The sequence below is a fragment of the Mycobacterium sp. D16R24 genome (assembly GCF_002013385.1).
GTDB lineage: Bacteria > Actinomycetota > Actinomycetes > Mycobacteriales > Mycobacteriaceae > Mycobacterium.
On sequence record NZ_MAEV01000014.1, the window covers coordinates 175823 to 198418 of the forward strand.

Annotated in this window: 18 protein-coding genes; 6 read left to right on the plus strand and 12 right to left on the minus strand. The window is 64.9% G+C overall.

The genetic code is table 11. The features are described 5' to 3' along the window. From B4383_RS13420 to B4383_RS13450, 7 genes are read right to left on the minus strand one after another with little or no spacing between them, the layout of a single operon-like run. Positions 1–1236, minus strand: coding sequence for a cytochrome P450 (locus B4383_RS13420; RefSeq protein ID WP_078290781.1), 1236 nt, complete (start codon positions 1234–1236; stop codon positions 1–3). Beyond that, positions 1233–2063 carry a mycofactocin-coupled SDR family oxidoreductase gene (locus B4383_RS13425; protein ID WP_078290782.1) on the minus strand — a complete coding sequence of 277 codons (831 nt, stop codon included), beginning with the start codon at positions 2061–2063 and terminating at the stop codon, positions 1233–1235. The genes B4383_RS13420 and B4383_RS13425 overlap by 4 nt, the downstream gene beginning before the upstream one ends. Next, positions 2047–3609 (minus strand): NAD(P)/FAD-dependent oxidoreductase, encoded by a 1563-nt coding sequence (locus B4383_RS13430; protein ID WP_078290783.1) that lies wholly within the window; start codon positions 3607–3609, stop codon positions 2047–2049. Before B4383_RS13430 ends, B4383_RS13425 begins: the two co-directional genes overlap by 17 nt. Beyond that, positions 3606–4199 (minus strand): TetR/AcrR family transcriptional regulator, encoded by a 594-nt coding sequence (locus tag B4383_RS13435; protein ID WP_078290784.1) that lies wholly within the window; start codon positions 4197–4199, stop codon positions 3606–3608. Before B4383_RS13435 ends, B4383_RS13430 begins: the two co-directional genes overlap by 4 nt. 44 nt (positions 4200–4243) lie before the next feature. Then, a complete protein-coding gene (locus B4383_RS13440) occupies positions 4244–5254 on the minus strand; it encodes a PHP domain-containing protein (protein ID WP_078290785.1) in 1011 nt (336 codons plus the stop codon). Positions 5255–5264: 10 nt separating this feature from the next. Beyond that, positions 5265–6599 carry a glycosyltransferase 87 family protein gene (locus tag B4383_RS13445; RefSeq protein ID WP_078290786.1) on the minus strand — a complete coding sequence of 445 codons (1335 nt, stop codon included), beginning with the start codon at positions 6597–6599 and terminating at the stop codon, positions 5265–5267. A 25-nt stretch (positions 6600–6624) separates the two neighbouring features. Further along, positions 6625–6891 carry a helix-turn-helix transcriptional regulator gene (locus tag B4383_RS13450; RefSeq protein WP_078290787.1) on the minus strand — a complete coding sequence of 89 codons (267 nt, stop codon included), beginning with the start codon at positions 6889–6891 and terminating at the stop codon, positions 6625–6627. A gap of 75 nt (positions 6892–6966) precedes the next feature. On the opposite strand from B4383_RS13450, the gene map reads away from it, so the two are divergent. After that, the gene (gene map / locus B4383_RS13455) at positions 6967–7734 is read left to right on the plus strand and encodes a type I methionyl aminopeptidase (RefSeq protein ID WP_078290788.1); all 768 of its coding nucleotides are present in this window, start codon (positions 6967–6969) and stop codon (positions 7732–7734) included. Between the two features lie 433 nt (positions 7735–8167). On the opposite strand, the gene B4383_RS13460 is transcribed toward map, so the two are convergent. Then, positions 8168–9634 (minus strand): glutamate synthase subunit beta, encoded by a 1467-nt coding sequence (locus B4383_RS13460; protein ID WP_078290789.1) that lies wholly within the window; start codon positions 9632–9634, stop codon positions 8168–8170. Next, on the minus strand, positions 9627–14219 hold the full coding sequence (gene gltB / locus B4383_RS13465) for a glutamate synthase large subunit (protein WP_078290790.1): 4593 nt from the start codon (positions 14217–14219) through the stop codon (positions 9627–9629). The genes B4383_RS13460 and gltB overlap by 8 nt, the downstream gene beginning before the upstream one ends. A gap of 458 nt (positions 14220–14677) precedes the next feature. Here gltB and B4383_RS13470 point away from each other — a divergent pair, with 458 nt between their 5' ends. The 4 genes from B4383_RS13470 (at position 14678) to phoA (ending at position 19266) form a co-directional block, all read left to right on the plus strand. Then, positions 14678–15514, plus strand: a complete 837-nt coding sequence (locus B4383_RS13470; RefSeq protein ID WP_078290791.1) for an SDR family NAD(P)-dependent oxidoreductase — start codon at positions 14678–14680, stop codon at positions 15512–15514. Positions 15515–15523: 9 nt separating this feature from the next. Beyond that, positions 15524–16441 (plus strand): metal-dependent hydrolase, encoded by a 918-nt coding sequence (locus B4383_RS13475; protein WP_078290792.1) that lies wholly within the window; start codon positions 15524–15526, stop codon positions 16439–16441. Next, the gene (locus B4383_RS13480; protein ID WP_078290793.1) at positions 16441–17580 is read left to right on the plus strand and encodes a PDR/VanB family oxidoreductase; all 1140 of its coding nucleotides are present in this window, start codon (positions 16441–16443) and stop codon (positions 17578–17580) included. Before B4383_RS13475 ends, B4383_RS13480 begins: the two co-directional genes overlap by 1 nt. A 126-nt stretch (positions 17581–17706) precedes the next feature. Continuing rightward, positions 17707–19266 (plus strand): alkaline phosphatase, encoded by a 1560-nt coding sequence (gene phoA / locus B4383_RS13485; protein WP_078290794.1) that lies wholly within the window; start codon positions 17707–17709, stop codon positions 19264–19266. Positions 19267–19396: 130 nt separating this feature from the next. Here the strand turns inward: phoA and B4383_RS13490 are convergent, their stop codons facing one another. After that, positions 19397–20329, minus strand: a complete 933-nt coding sequence (locus B4383_RS13490) for a TauD/TfdA family dioxygenase (RefSeq protein ID WP_078290795.1) — start codon at positions 20327–20329, stop codon at positions 19397–19399. Positions 20330–20398: 69 nt separating this feature from the next. Between B4383_RS13490 and B4383_RS13495 the strand changes: the two genes are divergently transcribed. Beyond that, positions 20399–20959: a TetR/AcrR family transcriptional regulator gene (locus tag B4383_RS13495; protein WP_078290796.1), complete on the plus strand. Its 561-nt coding sequence runs from the start codon at positions 20399–20401 to the stop codon at positions 20957–20959. A gap of 6 nt (positions 20960–20965) precedes the next feature. On the opposite strand, the gene B4383_RS13500 is transcribed toward B4383_RS13495, so the two are convergent. After that, positions 20966–22045 (minus strand): DUF1254 domain-containing protein, encoded by a 1080-nt coding sequence (locus B4383_RS13500; protein ID WP_078290797.1) that lies wholly within the window; start codon positions 22043–22045, stop codon positions 20966–20968. Positions 22046–22086: 41 nt separating this feature from the next. Continuing rightward, positions 22087–22521 carry a MarR family transcriptional regulator gene (locus tag B4383_RS13505; RefSeq protein WP_078290863.1) on the minus strand — a complete coding sequence of 145 codons (435 nt, stop codon included), beginning with the start codon at positions 22519–22521 and terminating at the stop codon, positions 22087–22089. Positions 22522–22596 lie beyond the last annotated feature (75 nt).

Sequence of the window (22596 nt, forward strand, 5' to 3'; positions counted from 1 at the left end):
CTACCCGAGGTAGTTCGCAGGCAGGGACACCACACCGTTGATCCACCCCGACCTGAACCGGGTGGGCTCGCCGGTCGGCATCAGATCCGGCAGCCTGTCGGCCATGGCGTCGAACATGATGCCGATCTCCAGCCGGGCGAGGTTGGCGCCGAGGCAGTAGTGAATTCCGTGACCACCGAAGGCGAGGTGCGGGTTGGCGTCGCGCCCGATGTTGAAGGTGAACGGGTCGTCGAACACTTCCTCGTCGAAGTTGGCCGATGCGTAGAACATTCCCACGCGCTGGCCCTTCCGGATCCGCACACCTCCGAGATCGACATCCTGCAGCGCGGTGCGCTGGAAGGCGATGATGGGGCTGGCCCAACGGATGATCTCGTCGGCGGTGGTGTGCGGGCGCCGTTCCCGGTACAGCTCCCATTGCGCGGGGTTGTCGGCGAAGGCCAGCACGCCGTGCGTGATGGCGTTGCGTGAGGTTTCGTTGCCCGCGACCATGAGTTGGATGACGAAGTAGGCGAACTCCAGTGGGGTGAGCGGGCGATCGTCGTACGCGCCCTGAACGAGACCGGTGAGGATGTCGTCGCGCGGATTCAGTTGCCGCTCTTCGGCCATCGCGTAGGCGTAGCCCAACATGGAAGCAGTTGCGGTGGTGGCGGTATCTTTCCCGATGGCCGGGTCGTCGTAAGCGAACATCTGGTTGGTCCAGTCCAGCACCTGCTGACGATCCGATTCGGGGATGCCCACCAGGTCGGCGATGGCATGCATGGGCAGCACCGCGGCGATATCGGACACGAAATCGCCCCTGGACTTTTCGGCGGCGGCCTCCACGATGTCCCTGGCGCGCGTGACCAATCGTTCGTATAGTCCGTTGACGGCCTTGGGCGTAAATAGTGGCGACACGATGCGCCGCAGGACGCGATGTTTGGGCTCGTCCATGTCGATGAGCAGGTTCTCGCGCTGGATGTCGAGCTGCTCAGCGGTGATGTCCTCGTTGTAGCGCACCACCGTCGTGTTCACGCTGTTGGAGAACACGTCATTGAGCCGCGATACCTCCTTGACATCAACGTGTTTGGACACCACCCAGTAGCCGTCGTCGTCGAATCCGGCCGCTCCCCTGGGCTGGGTGTTCCACCAGACGGGTTCGGTCTTACGCAGGTATGCGAACTCCTCGACGGGGATGCGCTGCTGGATGAGGTCCGGGTCGGTGAAATCGAACCCGGGCGCGAACGGGCATGTGGTCATCGCTTCAGGTAACCCTTGTCGACGGGAATCTGAGCTCCGGTCATGACGCCGGATGCATCGCCGGCGAGCCAGGCCACTACCTCGGCGATTTCGGCGGGTTCGACGAGCCTGTCGTTGTCCACCAGCGTCTGGCTGAAGCTCTGCAGGTATGCCGGGTGCTTCTCGAACACCCGCAGCACCGACTCATCGGCCGCCAGCGGGGTGTTGGTTCCGTAGGGGTGGATGGAGTTGACCCGAATCCCGTACTCCCCCAGTTCGACCGCTAGCGAGTTCGTCAGTCCCACTACCCCGAACTTGGCCGCCACATAATGGCCGCAGCCGGGCATGGCCTTGATCCCGGCAGAGGAGCTGACCGTGATGATGGATCCACCATTGCCGGCTTCGATCATCGCGGGGACCGCCGCCTTGACGGTGTTCCACACGCCGGTCAGATTCACGTCGATGACGTCGCGCCACTGATCGGCCTCGATCTCCCACAGCCGCGCCCAGCTCGCGATGCCCGCATTGGCGACCACGATATCCAGGCGGCCGAATCGCGTGATCGCCTCATTGATCACTTTCTGCTGTCCGGCAAGGTCGCGCACGTCGATGCGCTCGGCGATGATTTCGCGGCCCAGATCCCGGACCGCCGCGACGGTTTCGTCGAAATCTTCGGCAGTGGTGGCCGGGTATTCATTGTAGGGGGAAGGCTTGTCGCAAGTGTCGATGGCCACAATGTCGGCTCCGTCGGCGGCGAGCCGAATGGCGTGCGCGCGGCCCTGGCCGCGGCCCGCCCCGGTGATGTAGGCGACGCGCCCGGCGAGCGGCTTGTCAGGCTGATTGCTCATGAAGCACCCTTGCTTTCCGGGAGGCGGGACGAAACGAGTAATCGGAGAGTGGTGAATGCCGAGAGAACCAGTTCATTTCACTCACCGTCTGCGGCCGGTAGTAGCGGGCCTCGCCCTTTGAGTTGACGAAGTAGGTGCTCAGCGGTGGCTGGCAGTCGGTGGCGTACAGGCGAATCGCCTTGCCCTGACGGGTCATCCGGCGCACCCACTTGTCGAAAGCCTGTTGCCTCACTTCCGCGACCTCTCGGCGGCTGCGGCTGGATGCCGCGATGACGCGGGCGGCGTGGCGCGCATTAGCCTCCACCATGGCGTGCCATCCCTGCCCTTGGTTTCCCTCGGGGCCCACCAACACCCACCGGTTGGGCAGGCCCGGTAGTGCCGAGCCGCCATAGGTCCGCATCTCGTGGTCGCGGTAATACTCGCCCAGGTCAAACCCGTTACGGCCCCGTACAGTTCCGGGCTTGTAGTGCTCCGGGTCGGTGTAGATCTCGTACCCGGTCGCCAACACCAAGAGGTCGACATCATGATGTGTGCCGTCCCTTGTCTCGATGCCGGTTTCGGTGACGCGCACAATGGGGTCGGTAACCAGCCGCACCTTTCCGGCATCGACGGCCTGCAGGAAGTCGTTGGATAAGACGGTGCGTCGCGCCAGGATCCCGTACCCGGGCATCAGGGCGTCACGCAACGCGGGGTCTCTGACGGTGCCTGCCAGCAGCTTGCGGTACCACCGCCGCGCCATGTCGTCGTAGCGGGGAATCATCTGGCACAACAAGGGTTCCGGCAACAGCGGCAGCAGATGGAACAGCACCGCCTGTGCGGCGTCCATGGCTCCGACGATCAGCGCGTTGATGACTGTCAGTACGGACGGCGCACTCAGTATCCGCTGGGCACGGGGCGAGAGATCGGGGTTGGGTTTAGGAATAATCCATGCGGGGGTTCGCTGGAATGTCGTGACCGACGCCGCTGCGCCCGCAACAGCGGGGGCAATCTGGATGCCGCTGGAACCGGTGCCGACCACCGCGACACGCTTACCGGTGTAATCGTAGGTATGGTCCCACGCATTGGGTCGCATGGTTCTGCCGCGGAAGTCGCTGAGGCCAGGGATATCGGGGCCAGGTTTGGTGTCGATGTATCCGCCTACCGCACTGATGACGTACCGGGCCCGAATGCCCGGCTTCCCGGCCACGGTGAGCTCCCAGTGTCCGCCGTCCTCGTTCCAGCGTTCCGCGGTGACGGCGCTGCTTCCCCGAAAGTGCTTGCGCAACCCAAGTTCTTCTGCTACCGACAGGTGATAACGCTGGATTTCGGCGCCGTCGGCGAATAGCTTCTTCCACCGACCGGTTCGCGCAAAGCTCAACTGGTAGAACAGCACCGGGATATCGACGCCCAGGCCCGGATAGGTGTTGTCACGCCAGGTGCCACCGAAATCCTCGGCACGGTCCAGGATCACGAAGTCCTCGATACCCTGCTGGCGCAGGTAGTGCGCGGCAGCGATACCCCCCGGACCGGCGCCGACGATCGCCACCTGACAATCGATGTCGCTCATGTGAGTCCGCGCAAGATGAATCGGGAGAAGTAGTCGCGCACCACGGCCGGGTCCTTCAGATTCACGGAGATGGCAGGCAGCACTTCGATGCTCATCAGCGTTCGCATGATCCATTCGGCGCCTTCGGTGGCGTCGACATCCTTACCGATCTCGCCACGCTCCTTGGCGGCCTCGACCTGCGGCGCCCAGAACTCGACCGACCGGCGCATCAGGTCATCACCACATTCGTCGAGCACCAGCTCCAGCACGTTGGACACGTGCAGCGTCGGGTCCAGGCGATCGGACCACGCTCGGTGGTCGCTGATGCGCACCGCTGCCTCGCCGACCTGGTCGGTCAGGGTGGTCTTAGCGCTCACCGCCCCCGCGAATAGCTCGATGAAGGCGCCGGCGATGAAGCCAACGGCGACGTCGATGGCTTCCTTCTTGCCACCGAACCAGTTGTAGATGGTTCCGCGGGAGACCCCCGCCTCGTCGGCGGCAGCCGACAGGCTGAAACGCTGAATTCCCGAGCGGACCAGGGTCTGCGCGACGGCCGCGACGATCGGTTCGGGTACCTCACCGCGCGGGCCCGTCGTCTTCACAAGCTTCACGTTTGAACACTTTGCGCGAATATGTTCAAAGTGTCAATGAGTGGTCAGCCGCGCTGCGTGGTTCTGGCCAATAGCTGCTCAACGGGCCAGGTGTTGATCACTCGTTCTTCTGGAACGCCGGCCTCCAGCGCACGCTCGCAGCCGTATCCAGAGAATTCCAGCTGCCCCGGTGCGTGCGCGTCGGTGTCGATGGAGAAGTCGCAGCCGATGTTCAGCGCGAGGTCGAGCAGACGGCGCGGCGGATCGCGCCGCTCCGGGCGCGAGTTGATCTCGACGGCAGTGCCGGAGTCGCGGCAAGCCCGGAAGACCTCTGCGGCATCGAATGTCGACTCACCGCGGGTTCCCCGCTCTCCCTCCACCAGCCGTCCCGTGCAGTGTCCCAGCACATCGACGCGCGGGTTGGTGACGGCGGCGATCATGCGCCGGGTCATCGCGGCGGAGTCCATCGCAAGCTTGGAATGCACACTCGCGACAACGATATCGAGCGCATCGAGAAGCTCGGGGTCCTGGTCCAGCGCGCCGTCATCCAGGATGTCCACCTCGATACCGGTGAGGATTCGCATGGGCGCCATCTGATCCCGTAGTCCGTCGATGACCTTCAGCTGGGCGCGCAACCGTTCCGCCGAGAGACCATTGGCGACGCGCAGGCGGGGCGAATGATCGGTGAGCGCACAGTACTCGTGGCCAAGCGCCTTGGCGGTGCTCATCATTTCTTCGATCGGCACCGAACCGTCCGACCAATTCGAATGTAGATGCAGGTCCCCCTTGAGTGCGGCACGCATGCTGCCACCGCCGGTGCTCTTGGCATTGGCGCGCAGCTGTTCGAGAGTCTCGGGCACCTTGCCGGCCCAGGCCTCGGCGGCGACGGTCGCCGTTTTGGGCCCCAGGCCCGTCAGGCTCTTCCAGGTCTTGCTGGCGCCATGGCGCTCTCGCTCTTCGGGACTGAGCGCAGCGATAACGTCGGCGGCCTTCCGGTACGCCATGACGCGGCGCGACTCCTCGCGAGCGAGTTCCTTGTAGTAGGCGATCTCGCGCAGGGCGGCGACGGGGTCCATGTCCTGGACTCTAGGCGCGTACCGCCAGCTCCTCATCACGATTATCTGGCGGATAGTCCTCAATCTCTGCCGACAGCATCGCCAGCTCGTCCAGTTCGTCAATCTCTGTCGGCGCGCTCAGCCGAAGCCAGCTGACGGCGCCGATCATGAAGCACAAGAACGCCAATGGGTACCAGCCGCTCATCAGCTGGCCTATCCAGAACGGTCGCAGGTCAAGGAAGTTCCAATACACGCCGCTGAAGTAGATCGTGGTGTGCCCGCGACCTGGCCGGTGCAGGGTCCACATGAAGACCATGGTGAACAGACCCACCGCACGCCAGGCCCAGCCGCTCGACCATGGCCGCTCCGTGGTGCATGCCTTCGCGACGAGCCAGATGATCGCGGGGGCGAACCACACCCAGTGCGCGGCCCAGCTGAACGGTGACACCGCGCAACCGGTAAGTCCCACCAGCACCACCGCCAAGAGCCGTTCTCCCCTGCGGTGCGCCCACACCGCGACGGCCATACCTACGGCAAGTACTAAGAGGTTCGACACAATCCACAACCACTCCGGGCGCGCGTGCGGGAAGAAGTACCGGGCCAGGAATCCGTTGATCGACTGGTTCGCTAGGTGGTCAATCCGGCTGATGTGCGCGGTGTCGCCTAAATGACTCCAAAACCACACGCTGTCACGTAACAGCAGTGGCCAGGTCAGCGCCACCGTGGCGGCAAAAGTCACCAATGCGGTCAGGGAGGTGCGCCATTGCCGGGTAAGCAGCAAATACGGCAGAAAGACCAGCGGGGTGAGCTTGATACCGGCGGCAAGACCGAGGCCGATCCCCTGCCACCGCCCCTGATTCGATCGCACCAGATCCAGGAGCACCCCCGCCATGAGCAGGACGTTGATCTGCCCCCACCAGAGGGTGGCCTGCACCGGCTCGACATCGATGACGGTGGCCGCGAGCGCGGCACTCATCGCTGCGAGCCGGATGTCCGCGCGCACGCCGGCCAGACGCAGGATGCGCCATGCGATCACCGCCAACGCACAGATGGACAGCGCGAGCAGCAGCCACTTCGCGACGTCGAATGAGGCCCAGGCAAGCGGTGCCAGAACCAATGTTGCGAAGGGCGGGTAGACGAACCAGGCCTGGTTCAGCGCCGGGGCCTGATACAGCCTCTTGCCGTCCCAGAGCCCGCGCACCGCGGCACGGTAGGTATCCAGGTCGTAGCCGTTTTCGGTCAGCCCAAAGAATCGCGTGCCGAAGGGGACGAGGCGATTTTGTACCACCATGGCCAGGAAAGCCACCGCCAACGCACCCAGAACGGCGCCACGTGGCAGCCGCATTTCCCCACCCCAGCTGTGCATCCGGCCGATTTTACGGCCGCGGCGGTTAGGACGCGGCGCCGATCTTGGCCTCGTCCTGCCAAGCGGCCGCGACGTCGTTGAGGTCGAGACGCAGAGTTGCGGCCAGCTGAACGACGGCACCAAATGCGGGCGTCGGGAGCCGTCCGGTCTCAATCTTGCGCAGGGTCTCCGGAGAGATTCCCGACGCACGGGCGACATCGTCGAGGGGTCGGTCCCCGCGCGCGGCGCGCAGCAGCCCACCCAGCCGCTTACCCGCGGCGAGTTGCTCTGCGGTGAGCGGCTGACGAACCATGCCGCCGACTCTAGTCTTGGTATTTAAATACCAAAAGCCCTAAGGTGGTATTTAAATACCGTCCAGGAGGTGTGCGTGATCGAATTGAAATCGCCCGCGGAGATCGCGCGCATGCGGGTGACCGGCGGGTTCGTGGCCGCGGTGCTCTCCGAACTGTCGGCGATCGCGGCACCCGGCGTTAATCTGCTCGACCTGGAGCACCGCGCCCGTGAGATGGTCACCGAACGCGGCGCAGTGTCCTGCTACTGGGACTACTCCCCTTCCTTCGGGCGTGGACCGTTCCGCAATGTCATCTGTCTGTCGGTGAATGACGCAGTGCTGCACGGGCTTCCGCATGATTACGTGCTGGCTGATGGTGATCTGCTGAGCATGGACTTCGCGGTGAGCATCGACGGCTGGGTGGCCGACTCCGCGGTGAGCGTCGTCGTCGGCACCGCAGATCCCGAGGACGTGCGGCTCATCGACACCACCCGCGCCGCCCTGGATGCGGCCATCGCGGCTGCTCAACCGGGCAACCGGCTTGGCGACATCTCGGCGGCGGTGGCCACGGTGGCCGAGGGGGCCAAATACCGAATCAACACGGACTTCGGCGGACACGGCCTGGGCCGGACCATGCACGAAGATCCCCACGTCCCGAACAAGGGGACCGCCGGCCGCGGGTTGAAGCTGGAACCCGGCCTCACCCTGGCATTGGAGCCGTGGTTCGGACGCGGAACCCATCGGCTCACCGTGGATCCGGACGGGTGGACGCTCCGGATGGCCGACGGCTCCCGGGGCGCGCATTCCGAGCACACCATCGCCATCACCGAGGACGGGCCGCAGGTATTGACGTTACGGGACTAGAGGGGATCGGCTACGGCACACGATCCGCTACCGCCTCCAACCCGGACTGGTTACAGGTCTATAACGATCGTGAGCGGCAGGCGTGTCCGCGATCCGACACGCTGCGCGGTCACCGTGAGCAACGCTCAGTGACTGAAGCGCATGGCCTCTTCGGGAGTGATGAGCCGCTCGTTCTTCGCGGGGAAACTGTGGCTTTTCATGGGATGACGGAGCAGTGACCAGGCAATTCGGCCAACCCATGTCTTCGTAACGGGCGTGTTGGGCACGAGAACATCTCCTGCGTCGGCAAGCTTTCAGAACCGGTCAGTAGCATACCGCAAATCCCGGCCTAGATCACGTGCCTCACCGGTGTTAGGCAAACATGTCGCCCAACACGGAGTGAAGCTTTCCGGAGCTACCGATGCTGTGTCGGGCCTGGCAACAGTCCCGCGTCTCAGCGCTGCGGCGCGGCGGTCGGCTTGATGGGCGCGGGCAGCGCCGTCTCACCGGTCAGGTAGGTGTCCACCGCGGCGGCCGCGGAGCGGCCTTCGGCAATCGCCCACACAATCAGCGACTGGCCACGGCCCATGTCACCCGCCACGAACACGCCGTCAACGGACGTCGCGTACGCGCCATCGCGCGCCACGTTGCCACGCTCGGTGAATTCCACACCCAGGCTCTCCAGCAGGCCAGGCTTCTCCGGCCCTACGAATCCCATTGCGAGGAAGACGATGTCGGCCTCGAGCTCGAAGTCCGAGCCCTCGACCTTCTCGAACTTGCCGGCGTTGAAGACAACCTCGTGGGCGCGCAGACCGGTCACCTTGCCGTCTTCACCGAGGAACCGTTCGGTGTTGACGGCGTAGATCCGCTCGCCGCCCTCTTCGTGGGCGGAGGCCACCCGGAACAGCGTCGGGTAGGTGGGCCACGGGTCGCGCTCGGAACGGATCTCCGGCGGCCTGGGCATGATCTCGAACTGCTGGACGCTCGCTGCACCCTGGCGGTGGGCGGTGCCCAGGCAGTCAGCCCCGGTATCGCCGCCACCAATGATGATGACGCGCTTACCCTTTGCGGTGACGGGGGGCTGGCCGTTCTCGTCCAGGACATCATCGCCCAGCTGCACCTTGTTGGCCCACGGCAGGTATTCCATGGCCTGATAGATGCCCTCGAGCTCACGGCCCGGAACTGGCAGGTCGCGCCAGGCAGTCGCCCCGCCCGCGAGCACCACCGCATCGAAGTTCGAGCGGAGGTCATCCGCTGTTACATCAACTCCGACGTTCACGCCGGCCTCGAAAACCGTGCCCTCGGCCCGCATCTGATCCAGGCGCCGGTCGATGTGGCGCTTTTCCATCTTGAACTCGGGAATGCCGTACCGCAGCAGACCGCCGATGCGGTCGGCCCGCTCGTACACGGTGACATCGTGTCCGGCGCGGGTGAGCTGCTGGGCCGCAGCCAATCCGGCCGGGCCCGAACCCACGACGGCAACCTTCTTGCCGGTCTTCACCTCGGACGGAATGGGCCTGACCCAGTCGTTCTCGAAGGCGTTGTCGATCAGCTCGACCTCGACCTGCTTGATGGTCACCGGATCCTGGTTGATGCCCAGCACACACGATGCCTCACATGGCGCGGGGCAGAGCCGACCGGTGAACTCGGGAAAGTTGTTGGTCGCGTGCAGCCGCTCGATGGCCTCGCGCCAGTTCCCGCGGTACACCATGTCGTTCCACTCGGGAATCAAGTTGCCCAGCGGGCAGCCCTTGTGGCAGAACGGGATTCCACAGTCCATGCAGCGCGACGCCTGCGTCTGCAGGGTCGTGTGCTCGAAGTCTTCGTAGACCTCTTTCCAGTCGAGCAACCGCAGCGGCACAGGACGCCGCTTCGGCAGTTCGCGGGTGGTGTGGGTCAGAAAGCCGCTTGGGTCACCCACGAGCTGCCGCCATGATCGCCTCGTTCACATCGCCTCCGGTCAGCTCCGCGTCGGCGATGGCCTCGAGCACGCGACGGTAGTCGCGGGGCATCACCTTGACGAAGGAGTCGCTTTGGCCGCTCCAGTCGGCCAGAATGCGTTGTCCGACAGGAGAGTCGGTCGCCGCCACATGCTTTTCGATCAGACTGCGCAGCACCTGCTCATCGTCAGGGTCCAACGCGTCCACATCGACCATCTCATCGTTGAGGTTGTCCACCAGCTGCTTGGCCGGGTCGTACACGTACGCCACCCCACCCGACATACCCGCGGCGAAGTTGCGCCCGGTCGGGCCGAGCACCACGACGGTGCCACCGGTCATGTACTCGCACCCGTGATCGCCCACACCCTCGACGACAGCGGATGCACCCGAGTTACGCACCGCGAACCGCTCTCCCACGAGGCCGTTGAGGAAGGCCTCACCGCTGGTGGCGCCGAACAGGATGACGTTTCCGCCGATGATGTTCTTCTCGGCCTCGAAGTCGGCCGGTGCCTCACGCGAGGGCCGCACCGCAATGTGTCCGCCAGACAGGCCCTTGCCCACGTAGTCGTTGGCATCGCCGAACAACCGCAGCGTGATGCCCCGCGGGACGAACGCGCCAAAGCTGTTACCCGCCGAGCCGGTGAAGGTGATGTCGATGGTGTCGTCCGGGAGGCCCTCGCCGCCGTAGACCTTGGTGACCTCGTGACCAAGCATGGTGCCCACGGTCCGGTTGACGTTGGTGATCAGCGTCTCGAACTTCACCGGGGTAGCGCGATCGAGCGCCTCGCGGCTCATCACGATCAGCTGCTGGTCCAGCGCCTTCTCCAGGCCGTGGTCTTGCGAACCACTGCAGTACAGATCCTGGTTCATGAACGCCGACTCCGGCTCCGTCAGCACCGGCGTCAGGTCGATCTTGCTGGCCTTCCAGTGCGCAATGGCCTTTTCGGTGTCCAGCGCGGCGACCTGGCCCACCGCCTCGTTGACGGTGCGGAAACCGAGCTCCGCCATCAGCTCCCGCACTTCCTCGGCGATGAACAGGAAGAAGTTCTCCACGAACTCCGGCTTGCCGTTGAAACGCTCGCGCAGCACGGGGTTCTGGGTAGCCACACCCACCGGGCAGGTGTCCAGGTGGCAGACACGCATCATGATGCAGCCCGAGACCACCAGGGGAGCCGTCGCGAAACCGAATTCTTCGCCGCCGAGCAGCATGGCGATCATCACGTCGCGGCCGGTCTTGAGCTGACCATCGACCTGCACGACGATGCGGTCACGAAGACCGTTGAGCAACAGCGTCTGCTGTGTCTCGGCCAGCCCCAGCTCCCACGGCGCACCGGCGTGCTTCATGGAGGTCAGCGGGGTGGCGCCCGTTCCACCGTCGTGCCCGGAGATGAGCACCACGTCGGCGTGGGCCTTCGAAACGCCCGTGGCGACCGTGCCCACACCATTCTCCGACACCAGCTTCACGTGGATACGCGCCTGCGGGTTGGCGTTCTTCAGGTCATGGATCAGCTGTGCCAGATCCTCGATCGAGTAAATGTCGTGATGCGGCGGCGGGGAGATGAGTCCCACGCCGGGTGTCGAGTGCCGCACTTCAGCAACCCATGGGTACACCTTGTGCGCGGGCAACTGGCCGCCCTCACCTGGCTTGGCGCCCTGCGCCATCTTGATCTGGATATCGGTGCAGTTGCTCAGGTAGTGCGAGGTGACACCGAACCGGCCGGAGGCCACCTGTTTGACCGCACTGCGCCGCCAGTCGCCGTTCTCGTCGGGGGTGAACCGTCGCGGATCCTCGCCGCCCTCACCGGAGTTCGACCGGCCGCCCAGTCGGTTCATGGCGATTGCCAGGGTCTCGTGTGCCTCGGCGGAGATGGAGCCGAAGCTCATCGCACCGGTCGAGAAGCGCTTGACGATCTCGCTGGCGGGCTCCACCTCGTCGATGGAAATCGACGGGCGCCCGCTCTCTTCGGGGGTCTTGAACTTCAGCAGACCGCGCAGGGAGGCCATCCGCTCGCTCTGGTCGTCGACCAGGGCGGTGTACTCCTTGAAGATCGAGTACTGGCCGGTCCGGGTGGAGTGCTGCAGCTTGAAAACGGTGTCGGGGTTGAACAGGTGATACTCACCCTCGCGGCGCCACTGATACTCGCCGCCGACCTCCAGTTCCCGGTGCGCCCATTCTGCGGGGCGCTCCAGGAAGGCCAGGTGGTGGCGCGAGGCAACATCGGCAGCGATCTCGTCCAGGCCAATACCGCCTGTGGGGCAAGACAATCCGATGAAGTACTCGCTCAGAAGCTCCTGCGACAGGCCGATGGCCTGGAACAGCTGGGCACCCGTGTAGGAGGCCAGCGTGGAGATGCCCATCTTGGACATGACCTTGAGCACGCCCTTGCCCGCGGCCTTGATGTAGTTGCGGATCGCCTTGTCGCGCTCCACCCCCGAGATCATGCCGCGGTCAATCAGATCCTCGATGGACTCGAAAGCCATGTAGGGGTTGACGGCAGCCGCGCCGAAACCGACCAGCGCCGCCACATGGTGGACCTCGCGGGCGTCCCCGGCCTCGACGACGAGGCCGACCTTCGTGCGAGACCGTTCGCGAACGAGGTGGTGATGCACCGCCGCAACAGCCAGAAGCGAAGGGATGGGCGCCATCTGGTCGTCCGACTCGCGGTCGGACAGGACGATGACCTGTGCGCCGGCGGCGATAGCGGCGGAAACCTCCGCACGCACCGACTCGAGCGCGGTCCGCAACCCGGCACCCCCCTCGGCGACGGGGTACAGGCAGCGGATCACGCGGCTGGAGAACCCATGCGGCCGACCGTTGACCTCATCCAGCGGGTCAAGGTGGATGAGCTTGTCCAGCTCGTCGTTGTGCAGCACCGGCTGCGGCAGCAGAATCTGGTGGCACGACTCAGCGGTCGGGTGCAGCAGATCGCCCTCGGGGCCGATTACACCGCCGAGACTGGTGACGACCTCCTCGCGAATGGCATCCAGCGGCGGGTTGGTGACCTGTGCGAAAAGCTGCTGGAAGTAGTCGAACAACATCCGGGAACGGTTGGACAGCACGGCGATCGGGGTGTCGGTGCCCATCGACCCGAGGGCCTCGGCACCAGTGCGGGCCATCGGCGCGACCAGGAGGTTGATCTCCTCGTATGTGTAGCCAAATACCTGCTGGCGCAACACGATCCGGTCGTGCGGCATGTGCTGGTGCGGACGGTCCGGCAGCTGCTCCATGCGCACCAGACCTTCATCGATCCACTGCTGGTACGGCTCTGCCGCGGCGAGCTCCGCCTTGACCTCTTCATCGGAGATGATGCGGCCCTGGGTGGTGTCCACCAGAAACATGCGGCCGGGCTGCAGGCGAGTGCGCTGCACCACGGTGGACGGGTCCAGATCGAGCACGCCCGCCTCGGAAGCCATCACGACGAGTCCGTCGGTGGTCACCCAAACACGGCCCGGCCGTAGGCCGTTGCGATCGAGCACGGCGCCCACGATGGTGCCGTCGGTAAAGCAGACCGAGGCCGGTCCGTCCCAGGGCTCCATGAGAGAGGCGTGGTACTCGTAGAAGGCGCGCCGCTGCGGGTCCATGGACTCGTGCCGTTCCCACGCCTCGGGAATCATCATCAGCACCGCGTGGTGCAAGGGGCGGCCACCCAGGTGCAGCAACTCCAGTGCCTCGTCGAACCGCGCCGTGTCCGAGGCACCGCGCGTACAGATCGGGAAGATCTTGTCGAGCTGAGCCGGATCACCGAAAACGTCGGTCTTGATGAGCGCCTCACGGGCCCGCATCCAGTTCTCGTTGCCTGCGACGGTGTTGATCTCACCGTTGTGCGCCACCCGGCGATAGGGATGGGCGAGCGGCCAAGACGGGAAGGTGTTGGTGGAGAAACGCGAGTGCACGATGCCCAGCGCGCTCTCGACCCGCTCGTCCTGCAGATCGAGGTAGAACGCCCGCAGCTGCGGGGTGGTCAGCATGCCCTTGTACACAAAGGTGCGACCGGAAAGGCTTGGGAAATAGACGGTCTCCTCGCCGAGGCTGCCCCGGCCGGAACCCTGGTTACCCAGCTCGTGCTCGATGCGCTTGCGTACCACGTAGACGCGCCGTTCCAGATCGATGCCCGAGGCGCCGGAGATGAACAGCTGCCGGAAGGCCGGCATGGCGTCGCGGGCGAGGGCACCCAGCGATGAGTCGTCGTGAGGAACCTCACGCCAACCCAGAACCGTCAAACCTTCTGCCTCGACGATCTTCTCGACGGCTTCGCACGCGTTGGCGGCGTCCTTGGACCCCTGGGGCAGAAAGGCGATTCCGGAGGCGTAGCTGCCCTCGGCGGGCAACTCGAACTCCACAACGGCGCGGAAGAACTTGTCCGGGATCTGCAGCATGATTCCGGCGCCGTCACCGCTGTTCGGCTCGGCTCCCGCGGCACCACGGTGCTCCAAGTTCAGCAGTGCGGTGATGGCCTTGTCCACGATGTCGCGGCTGCGCCGGCCGTGCATATCCACGACCATGGCGACACCGCACGCATCGTGCTCGTAGGCCGGGTTATAGAGCCCGGTCGCGGGGTGTGGCATGGCTGCTCGTCTCGTCTCCAGGGCCTCCCTAGGTGCATAGGCTGTATGCACCCGTCAATGCCCTCCTCGAAGGTGCCCCACAGACCGGCACGGGGTGGTGCTCAAAACCCCGGGGCTGGCCCGTTGGCCCTTGTCCGTAGCGTCCTTCTCGGCCGTCTGCTGGGTGTGCTCGCGGTGACGATGAGGCACCCACCGGACACCTTTGACCAGCGGATCTCGTGCCCCGACGCGACAAGTAATCAAAACGATATGCCAGGAACCCCGGTAGACGCCAACTCGGGTGGTTAGATGGCGCGACACGTCGTAGCGTCATTCTCTCAACGCGTAGGTCAACGCCTGTTTCCTCGACAAACCCCGGTGAACCCCGTATTGAGCATCACGCCTTTTTCTGTACACCCGCAGTGATTACAATCTCCTCCATCACGTAAGCGCAGCGGTGCGCAGGATTTGGAGGATGCATGACATCCGGCAGTGCCCAGCGCAACAGCCTGGTGGTGGTGACCGGTGGCGGAAGCGGTATTGGCCGCGAAACGGCACTGGCCTTCGCCCGCCAGGGCGCCCGCGTCGTCGTCGCCGACATCAACCTCGACACCGCCCATGAGACGGTCGGGCTCGTCGAAAAGCTGGGCAGCACCGCCTACCCCTATGCCCTGGATGTCGCCGACGAGAGCGCCGTCACCGCCTTCGCCGACGAGGTGTGCACCGCCCACGGCGTGCCGGATGTCCTGATCAACAATGCCGGCATCGGCCAGGCCGGTCGATTCTTCGACACCCCGTCCGCGGACTTTCAGCGAGTGCTCAACATCAACTTGGGCGGAGTCGTCTACGGCTGCCGCGCCTTCGGGCCGCGGATGGCCGAGCGCAAGAGCGGCCATATCGTCAACATCTCCAGTGCCGCCGCGTACACGCCGATCCCCGAGATGGGCGCCTACGCAACCAGCAAGGCGGCTGTGTTCATGTTCTCCGACGTGCTGCGTGGCGAGCTCGGCCGCGACAAGGTCAAGGTCAGCACCATCTGCCCGGGCATCGTCAACACGAACATCATTCGTACCACCCAGTTTTCGGGCCTGTCGCCCGAAGACGAAGCGCATCGTCAGCAGCAGGGTGCTGGGCTGTACGCCAAGCGCGGATACGGCCCCGAGAAGGTGGCCAGGGAGATCGTCAACGCCGTCACCAAGGGCAAGTCGGTCGTCCCGGTCACCCCGGAAGCACATGTGCAGTACCACCTCAGCCGCCTGGCCCCAGCGCTGAACCGGTTCTTCTGGGGCAACCTTGGCAACAAGCTCAACAAATAGGAGGGCATCATGGCGCGCAATACAACTGAGGCCACTGGCCTGCACGTCGTACCGACCGAGCCCGGCGAGGTCGTGCTGCGGCCGCGCAATGTCCAGTTCGACACGAGCCACACCCCGCTGCACTGGATTCCCAATGAGCCCATCGTCTCGCACTTCATTTCCGCCTTCAATCTGCTTCTGCCGGAAGGAGAACGCGCCTTCGTAGACACCTTCACCCGTGCGCTGCCGTACGTGAAGGACGACAAAATCCGGGAAGCGATGATCGGATTCATGGGTCAGGAGGCCGTGCACGCCGAGACCCACAGCAAGGTGCTGGGCGACTTCCTGGAGAAGAACGGGATCAACATCGCGCCCGCGATCACCCAGATCGAGTACATCACCCACATGCTGGAGCGCACCAACGAGCTGCGCAGCGAGAAGCTCCGCTACCGGGTGATGGTGGAGAAGCTGGCGCTCATCGCGGGTATCGAACACTTCACCGCCGTGCTTGGCGACTGGGTGCTGAACCACCCCTTCGAGAAGTTCAACGCCGACGCGGAGATGGTGGACCTGTTCCGCTGGCATGGCGCCGAGGAGGTCGAGCACCGCAGCGTCGCATACGACGTCGCCCGGTACTTCCAGATCCGTCGCGGGCACATGATACTGACCTTCGTGCTGGCCACCCTGCTGCTCGTCGGAGTGATGCTGCGTTACACCAAGTTCTTGGTGCGGCAGGACCCGTCGCTGCCCAACTATGGCGTCTTCGGCGTGCTGCGGCAGATGAACAAGGCCATGAAGCGGGGAGCGTTCCTGCGGTGGCGAGAGCTGGCCAAGTCGGCCATGGAGTTCATGCGTCCGGGCTTCTCCCCCGACCAGGTGGGCAGCACGGCACAGGCGGTGGCATACCTGAGTACGTCACCCGCCGCGAAGGCCGCGGCCGGCTACTGATGTTCGATCGCTTTCGCCGCACACCGCAGCCCACTCCCCAGCGCAAGCGGCCGTCGCTGCCGCCCACGCTGTACGGCACTCTGCCGGTTTCACCCACGATCGCGCTCGGCACCGTGCTGTTCCCGGTCGCGGTCCGCGCCATCGGCGCCCTGCTGATCCTCAAGAAGCCACCCGAGAATCACGTCGACCGGACGCTGACGCTGGTGGTGAAGGACCGCTGGATCGAGGCTAAGGACCAGGACGTGGCGAGTCTGGTCTTGGCCGCGCCCGACGGGGCGCGGCTGCCGCCGTGGCACCCTGGTGCCCACCTGGATCTGCTGTTGCCGTCGGGCCGCATGCGGCAGTACTCGCTCTGCGGTGACGTCTCGGACCCCTTCCACTACCGCATCGCCGTGCGCCGCATCCCCGAAGGCGGGGGTGGCTCCATCGAGGTGCACGACGTATTGAACGTCGGGTCGACGGTATCCATCTTGGGACCACGCAACGCGTTCCCGCTGGCCATGACCCAGCCCGGGCCGCGCAAGCTGCACTTCGTGGCTGGCGGCATCGGCATCACGCCAATCCTGTCCATGATCGCGTTCGCCGAGCAGCTGGGAAAGCCATGGACCATGGTGTACACCGGCCGGAACCGCGATTCACTCCCGTTCCTGAACGAGCTCAAGCGATTTGGCGATCGCGTGATCGTGCGGACCGACGATCAATCGGGTCTACCGACCGCCGACGATCTGCTGCCCGAGGTGGGGGAGAACGACGCGGTGTACTGCTGCGGCCCCGCGCCGATGCTTGCCGTCCTACAGCGGCGTCTCCTCGAAATGCCCTCGGTGGAACTACATTTCGAGCGGTTTGCCGCCGCACCCGTGGTGGACGGTCATCCCTTCGAGGTGCAACTGGGCCCCGGCGGGCCGGTGCTCGAGGTTCCCGCCGATCGCACGGCGCTGGACGTCATCAAGAAACGGCTGCCGCACGTGGCGTACTCATGCCAGCAGGGTTTCTGCGGCACCTGCAGGGTGAATGTGCTCGCGGGCACGGCCGACCATCGCGACCAGATCCTGACCGAATCCCAGCGGGAAGAGGGGCAGATCCTGACCTGCGTGTCCCGCGGTGAGGGTCGTCTGGTTCTGGACCTGCCCGCCGAGTAACACCTCTACGCCGAGACCGAGGTTGTGGCGAATTTGTGCGAGACATATGCGCCATAACCTCGGTCTGGCCGGGACGCCTCCGGGTCGGTTTACCGAGCGTTCATCGGTTGCCGGGAAACTGTCCCGATGCGCATCTCCCACGCAGCCACGGTCCTCACATCCGCACTGATCCTGGCGCTGGCGCCGTCCGCGGCCGCCGCCCCGCCCTCGGATTCCCCTGAGGTACCCGTCGGCGATATCGCCAAGACCGGTGGCGCTAACCGCACCAAAGGCGGGCGCGACGGCGATAAGGCGGCGGATCTGCGGAATTCGCTGCTGGGCCGCAACGCCAAGAACGTCATCCTGCTGATCGGTGATGGCATGGGGACCTCGGAGATCACCTCGGCGCGCAACTACCAGCACGGCGCGGCCGGGACGCTTCCCGGACTCGACGCGCTGCCGATCACCGGCGAGTACACCACGTTCGCCCTCACCAAGGACGGTCCCGAGAAGGGCAAGCCCGACTACGTGACCGACTCGGCGGCCTCCGGCACCGGGTGGGCGACCGGGACCAAGACCTACAACGGCGCCATCTCGGTTGACCTCGACGGCAAGCCGCTGGACACGATCCTGGAGATCGTGCAGAAGCAGGGCTTTGCGACGGGAAATGTCACCACCGCGGAGCTGCAGGACGCCACCCCGGCGGTGCTTACCGCTCATGTCACAGATCGGGACTGCAAGGGCCCCAAGGAAACCCTGGAGAAGTGCGCGGGTAACGCCGTCGACAACGGCGGCAAGGGCTCTATCTCCGAGCAGCTGGTGAGTACCCGGGCAGACATCAGCCTGGGCGGCGGCGGCAAGTACTTCGAGGAGACCATCACCGCCGGTGAGCATAGGGGTAAGACCTCGCTGGATGTCGCCAAGGCCACCGGCTACCAGTTGCCCACCACCGCAGGTGATCTGAATAAGGTGAACAACCTCGATAACCCGGTACTGGGTGTGTTCGGCAGGGGCAACCTGCCGGTGCAGTGGGATAAGGTGCCCGCGGCGGTCCCCAACGGCGGCAAGCTGCCCGCGACCACCTGCCAGGCCAACCCCGAGCTGCCCAAGGATCAACCGCAACTCTCCGCGATGACGACCAAAGCCATTGACCTGCTGGTGAACTCGACCAAGGGCCAGGACAAGGGCTTCTTCCTGCAGGTGGAGTCGGCATCAATCGACAAGCAGGACCACGCCGCCAACATCTGCGGTCAGATCGGCGAGACCATCGCTCTGGACGAGGCGGTCGCCGCCGCCCTGGACTTCGCCCGCAAGGACGGCAACACCCTGGTGATCGTGACCGCCGATCATGGACACTCCTCGCTCATCGTTCCCGAGGACTTCGACAATCCGACCGCGCTGTCGGTCGCGGTGAAGACTGCCGACGGCGCCACCATGCGGATCATGTACCCCACCGCGCCGGAGGGTGAATCGCAGACACACACCGGAACTCAGGTGCGCATCGCGGCTTACGGCCCGGGTGCCGCGAACGTCTCCGGCCTCACCGATCAGACCGACAACTTCAACACGATCGTCGGGGCACTGCTCGGATCCAAGAGCCCCGACGCCTCGAACGGTCCGTCCTGGTGGCTGGCCGGCGGAATTGCTGCGGTAGCGGCCGCCGTGGCTGCCGCGGCCGCGTTCTTCCTGGGCAGGCGCCGGGCCTGACGTCGGTGAATTGCACCTCGACGGGGACGCATGATCCCCGGGGATGAACTAGCCCACCCACCGAGTGGGAATCTCGCGAGGAGAATCGGCCGGATTTCCTCGCGAGATTCCCACTCGAAGCCCAGCGGCCTTAGGCCACCAACCGCTTCGGGTTGTCGATCACCGAGTAGTCGCTGGCGTCCCCGGCGACTACTCGGCTGCTTTCGCCGTTCACACCGACCGGCACATCACCGGCAAGCGTCACGCGATGCATCCGGCGCCGCTGATCGCCGTAGTCAGAGACGGCGTAATGCTGGGTGGCCCGGTTGTCCCACATCGCGACATCACCTAACTCCCAGTTCCATCGAATCGTGTTCTCCAACCAGGTAATCCGATCCTGGAGCATTCGGAACAGCGCCTGTGACTCGCTTGCGCTCACGTCCAGGATCCGCTTGACGAAGTTGCCCAGCAGCAGCGCCTTCTCGCCCGTCTCGGGGTGCACCCGGACCACCGGATGATGCGCCTCGAAATGTGTCGCCCCGAACTCGCGCACGTACTTGGATCCGGACCCCGCCTTGGCCAGCAGCTCCGCCACCTTGGCGGGATCAACCTGGGCGTAATCGAATTGGTTGTTGTGCATGGCCCACAGATTGTCTGCCAGCTCCTGCAAGGCCCTGGGCAGCTGCCGATAGGCCGCGACTGTCGAGGTCCAGGTAGTGGTTCCGCCGTACGGCGGCAATTCGACCGCCCGCAGGATCGACGCCTTGGGAATCCGGTCCACGAAGGTGACATCGGTGTGCCACTGGTTGGCGCGACCACCCTCCTCCGAGTCGAGCCGCATCACGCGCTCACCGTCGAATTTCAGCGTGGGATGCGCCGATGTCGGCACGCCCATGCACCGCGCGAACGCGAATTGCGCCTCGTCGTCGAGGTGATGCTGTCCACGAAAGAAGACCACCCTGTGCTCCAGCATTGCCTCGTTGATGGCACACGCCATCTCGGCATCCACCTCTCCGAGCCGCACACCCTCGATGCGGGCGCCAATGTTCTCGCCCACCTTCACCACACGAAAATCGCTGCTCATGACGGCTCCCTTCGGTAATCGTTTGGTGTAGTCAAGTGACTACACCAAGTCATCCGCTACTGTACACACATGACTACACCGCAGGCAACGGACGCCCGGCCCGTGGGCAAGGAGGAGGTCGTGGAGGCCGTCCTGAATGCCGCGTCTGAGCTCTTCGCCGAGAAGGGGCCGGCGGCGACGTCCATCCGGGAGGTCGCCACGCGCGCGGGTGTGAACCACGGTCTGGTGCACCGCCACTTCGGAAGCAAGCGTCAGCTGCTGGCGGACACCTTGCAGCACCTGGCCGATGCCGCAGCGACCTTGCGGGAGGCGGGGGCACCCCGTGAAGAGCTGGAGGCGGCACACGATCTGCAGCTGCGCGTCATGGTCCGCTCCACTCTCGACGGCTTCCCCATCGAAGAACTGCAAGAACGTAAACCCGGCATGGAATGGCTGCTCGAACAGATCCGTCCTGCCCACGCCGACGATCGAGAGGCGCGGCTGGCCGGGGCCCACGCGATTGCGCTACAGCTTGGCTGGCGCCTGATGGGCCCCAGCCTGCGAGCCGGTTTCGGTCTTGACGACATGTCCGATGCCGACATCCGATCCGAGGTTGCTCAGCAGATCGCGAAATTCGTTAACCCACAATAGGGCTGACTACCCGACGGGCTGCGCCTCCGGGAACACCCACCGGCCGTCGAGAATCTGCGGCTGCGCGCGGTACAGCCGGACCGCGTAGTTCCAGCCCGGCGTGATCGGCAGGCAGTTCACCGTGGCGTTGGTGCATCCCCCGAATTGCACGGTCGTGTTGCCGCTGGCATCCCGCTGTGCAGTGACATTGTTGAGCGAGTAAGCATTCCGGGTATTTGGCGTGAAATACCCGTCCTTGTTGTAGACGGTGACCGACCAGAATCCGTCGACCGGCACCTGTCCCACGGTGAGCCGATACACCGTGGCGCCGTCGTTCTTGGCGGGATTCACCGTGAGATAGAGGGCATCCTTCTCGGGGTTCCCGCCCCAGGCCGACGCGGTGCCGATGAGATGGCGCACGGGGTCCGTGTCGTCCCTGGTGCCAAAGGTCGCCCTGGTATCGGGAAGCGTCGCGGCGAGCTGGAGCAGACCGTCGCGCACCTTCTCCTGACTTACGTTGTCCCACTGGGGCACAACGAACTCTCCCGTGCGGTCTTGCCGTGCCGCGACGGCGTCCTGCAGGGCATGGACCTGAGCCAGGTCGGCCGGATCGGCCGGATTCACCAAGGTCCGCAACGCCGCGGCGACGTAGCGGGTACCGGCCTGCTCCTTGGTGATGGTGTGCTCACCCTTGCCGTAGAAGACCGCCGGCACATAGTGGTCCTCGGTGATGAGCTGCAGCGACATGAACCGCTGTCCCGGACCCGGCGTCGAGATGGTGACCGGCCCCGCATCCAGGTCGAACACCGCCGACGAATAGAGCGTGTCGCGGTTCTGCCGGATGACCAGCTGCCTATCCAGTGGAGACAATTCGCGGATGTGATGGAAGGAACCAAAACCGCCGTCCTTCACGATGTTCCCGAAATACCGGTCCGTCTCCGCGCGCACGAAGTTGTCCGGAGTGACGACGATGGCACCCTCTGAGGTGCGCCGCTCTGGGGACGGTGCGCTCGACGCGCCGGAGGGAACCACTGGCGGTGGTGTCGTGGCGCACCCCGCGAGCACTGCCGATATTCCAACCACCACACCAGCCGCGAGCCTCTTCATGGCACCAAAACTACCCTCCGGCGTTCCCCCGGACGCGCGATTCAGCAGCTAGTCGCATCCTCACCCGCGATATCGCGCAGGGTTTGGAAGAAGTCGCCGCGCTGCTGTGACGAGATGCCCGACAGCAACCGCTCTTCGGCCTCTTGCGCCAGCACGTCTGCCTGCTTGAGCATGGCGGCACCGGACCGGCTCAGCTGCGCCGGGCGCGCGCGGCCGGAGTCGACGGTGTCCGGCCGGGATACCAAACCGGCGTCCTGCAGCGCCTGCAAAACGGTGTTCATCGACTGCGGCGTGACATCCGTCGCACGGGCTAGGTCCGCGTTGGACCAGCCGGGATTCTTGGACAGCACCCTCATACAGACGTACTGCGGGAAGGGCAGATTCAATGGCGCCAACGCCGCGGCAATCTCCGAACGCAAGGCCGCCGACACGCGGTATACCAATGCGCCGAGAGGTTGCCATTCCTGCTGATCCATATCAGTGATGTTGACACAGTTACCATCGTCCCGCTGAGCGGCCCCGGCGCCCGCACAGCGGCCAATGAGCTTGGA

What these genes read in the sequence shown, in the direction of transcription:
- B4383_RS13430 (WP_078290783.1), bottom strand. Translation starts at nt 3,609, where the DNA reads ATGAGCGACATCGATTGTCAGGTGGCGATCGTCGGCGCCGGTCCGGGG.
- B4383_RS13470 (WP_078290791.1), top strand. Translation starts at nt 14,678, where the DNA reads ATGACATCCGGCAGTGCCCAGCGCAACAGCCTGGTGGTGGTGACCGGT.
- phoA (WP_078290794.1), top strand. Translation starts at nt 17,707, where the DNA reads ATGCGCATCTCCCACGCAGCCACGGTCCTCACATCCGCACTGATCCTG.
- B4383_RS13445 (WP_078290786.1), bottom strand. Translation starts at nt 6,599, where the DNA reads ATGCACAGCTGGGGTGGGGAAATGCGGCTGCCACGTGGCGCCGTTCTG.
- B4383_RS13420 (WP_078290781.1), bottom strand. Translation starts at nt 1,236, where the DNA reads ATGACCACATGCCCGTTCGCGCCCGGGTTCGATTTCACCGACCCGGAC.
- B4383_RS13450 (WP_078290787.1), bottom strand. Translation starts at nt 6,891, where the DNA reads ATGGTTCGTCAGCCGCTCACCGCAGAGCAACTCGCCGCGGGTAAGCGG.
- B4383_RS13475 (WP_078290792.1), top strand. Translation starts at nt 15,524, where the DNA reads ATGGCGCGCAATACAACTGAGGCCACTGGCCTGCACGTCGTACCGACC.
- B4383_RS13500 (WP_078290797.1), bottom strand. Translation starts at nt 22,045, where the DNA reads ATGAAGAGGCTCGCGGCTGGTGTGGTGGTTGGAATATCGGCAGTGCTC.
- B4383_RS13425 (WP_078290782.1), bottom strand. Translation starts at nt 2,063, where the DNA reads ATGAGCAATCAGCCTGACAAGCCGCTCGCCGGGCGCGTCGCCTACATC.
- B4383_RS13440 (WP_078290785.1), bottom strand. Translation starts at nt 5,254, where the DNA reads ATGGACCCCGTCGCCGCCCTGCGCGAGATCGCCTACTACAAGGAACTC.
- gltB (WP_078290790.1), bottom strand. Translation starts at nt 14,219, where the DNA reads ATGCCACACCCCGCGACCGGGCTCTATAACCCGGCCTACGAGCACGAT.
- B4383_RS13495 (WP_078290796.1), top strand. Translation starts at nt 20,399, where the DNA reads ATGACTACACCGCAGGCAACGGACGCCCGGCCCGTGGGCAAGGAGGAG.
- B4383_RS13505 (WP_078290863.1), bottom strand. Translation starts at nt 22,521, where the DNA reads ATGGATCAGCAGGAATGGCAACCTCTCGGCGCATTGGTATACCGCGTG.
- B4383_RS13490 (WP_078290795.1), bottom strand. Translation starts at nt 20,329, where the DNA reads ATGAGCAGCGATTTTCGTGTGGTGAAGGTGGGCGAGAACATTGGCGCC.
- B4383_RS13480 (WP_078290793.1), top strand. Translation starts at nt 16,441, where the DNA reads ATGTTCGATCGCTTTCGCCGCACACCGCAGCCCACTCCCCAGCGCAAG.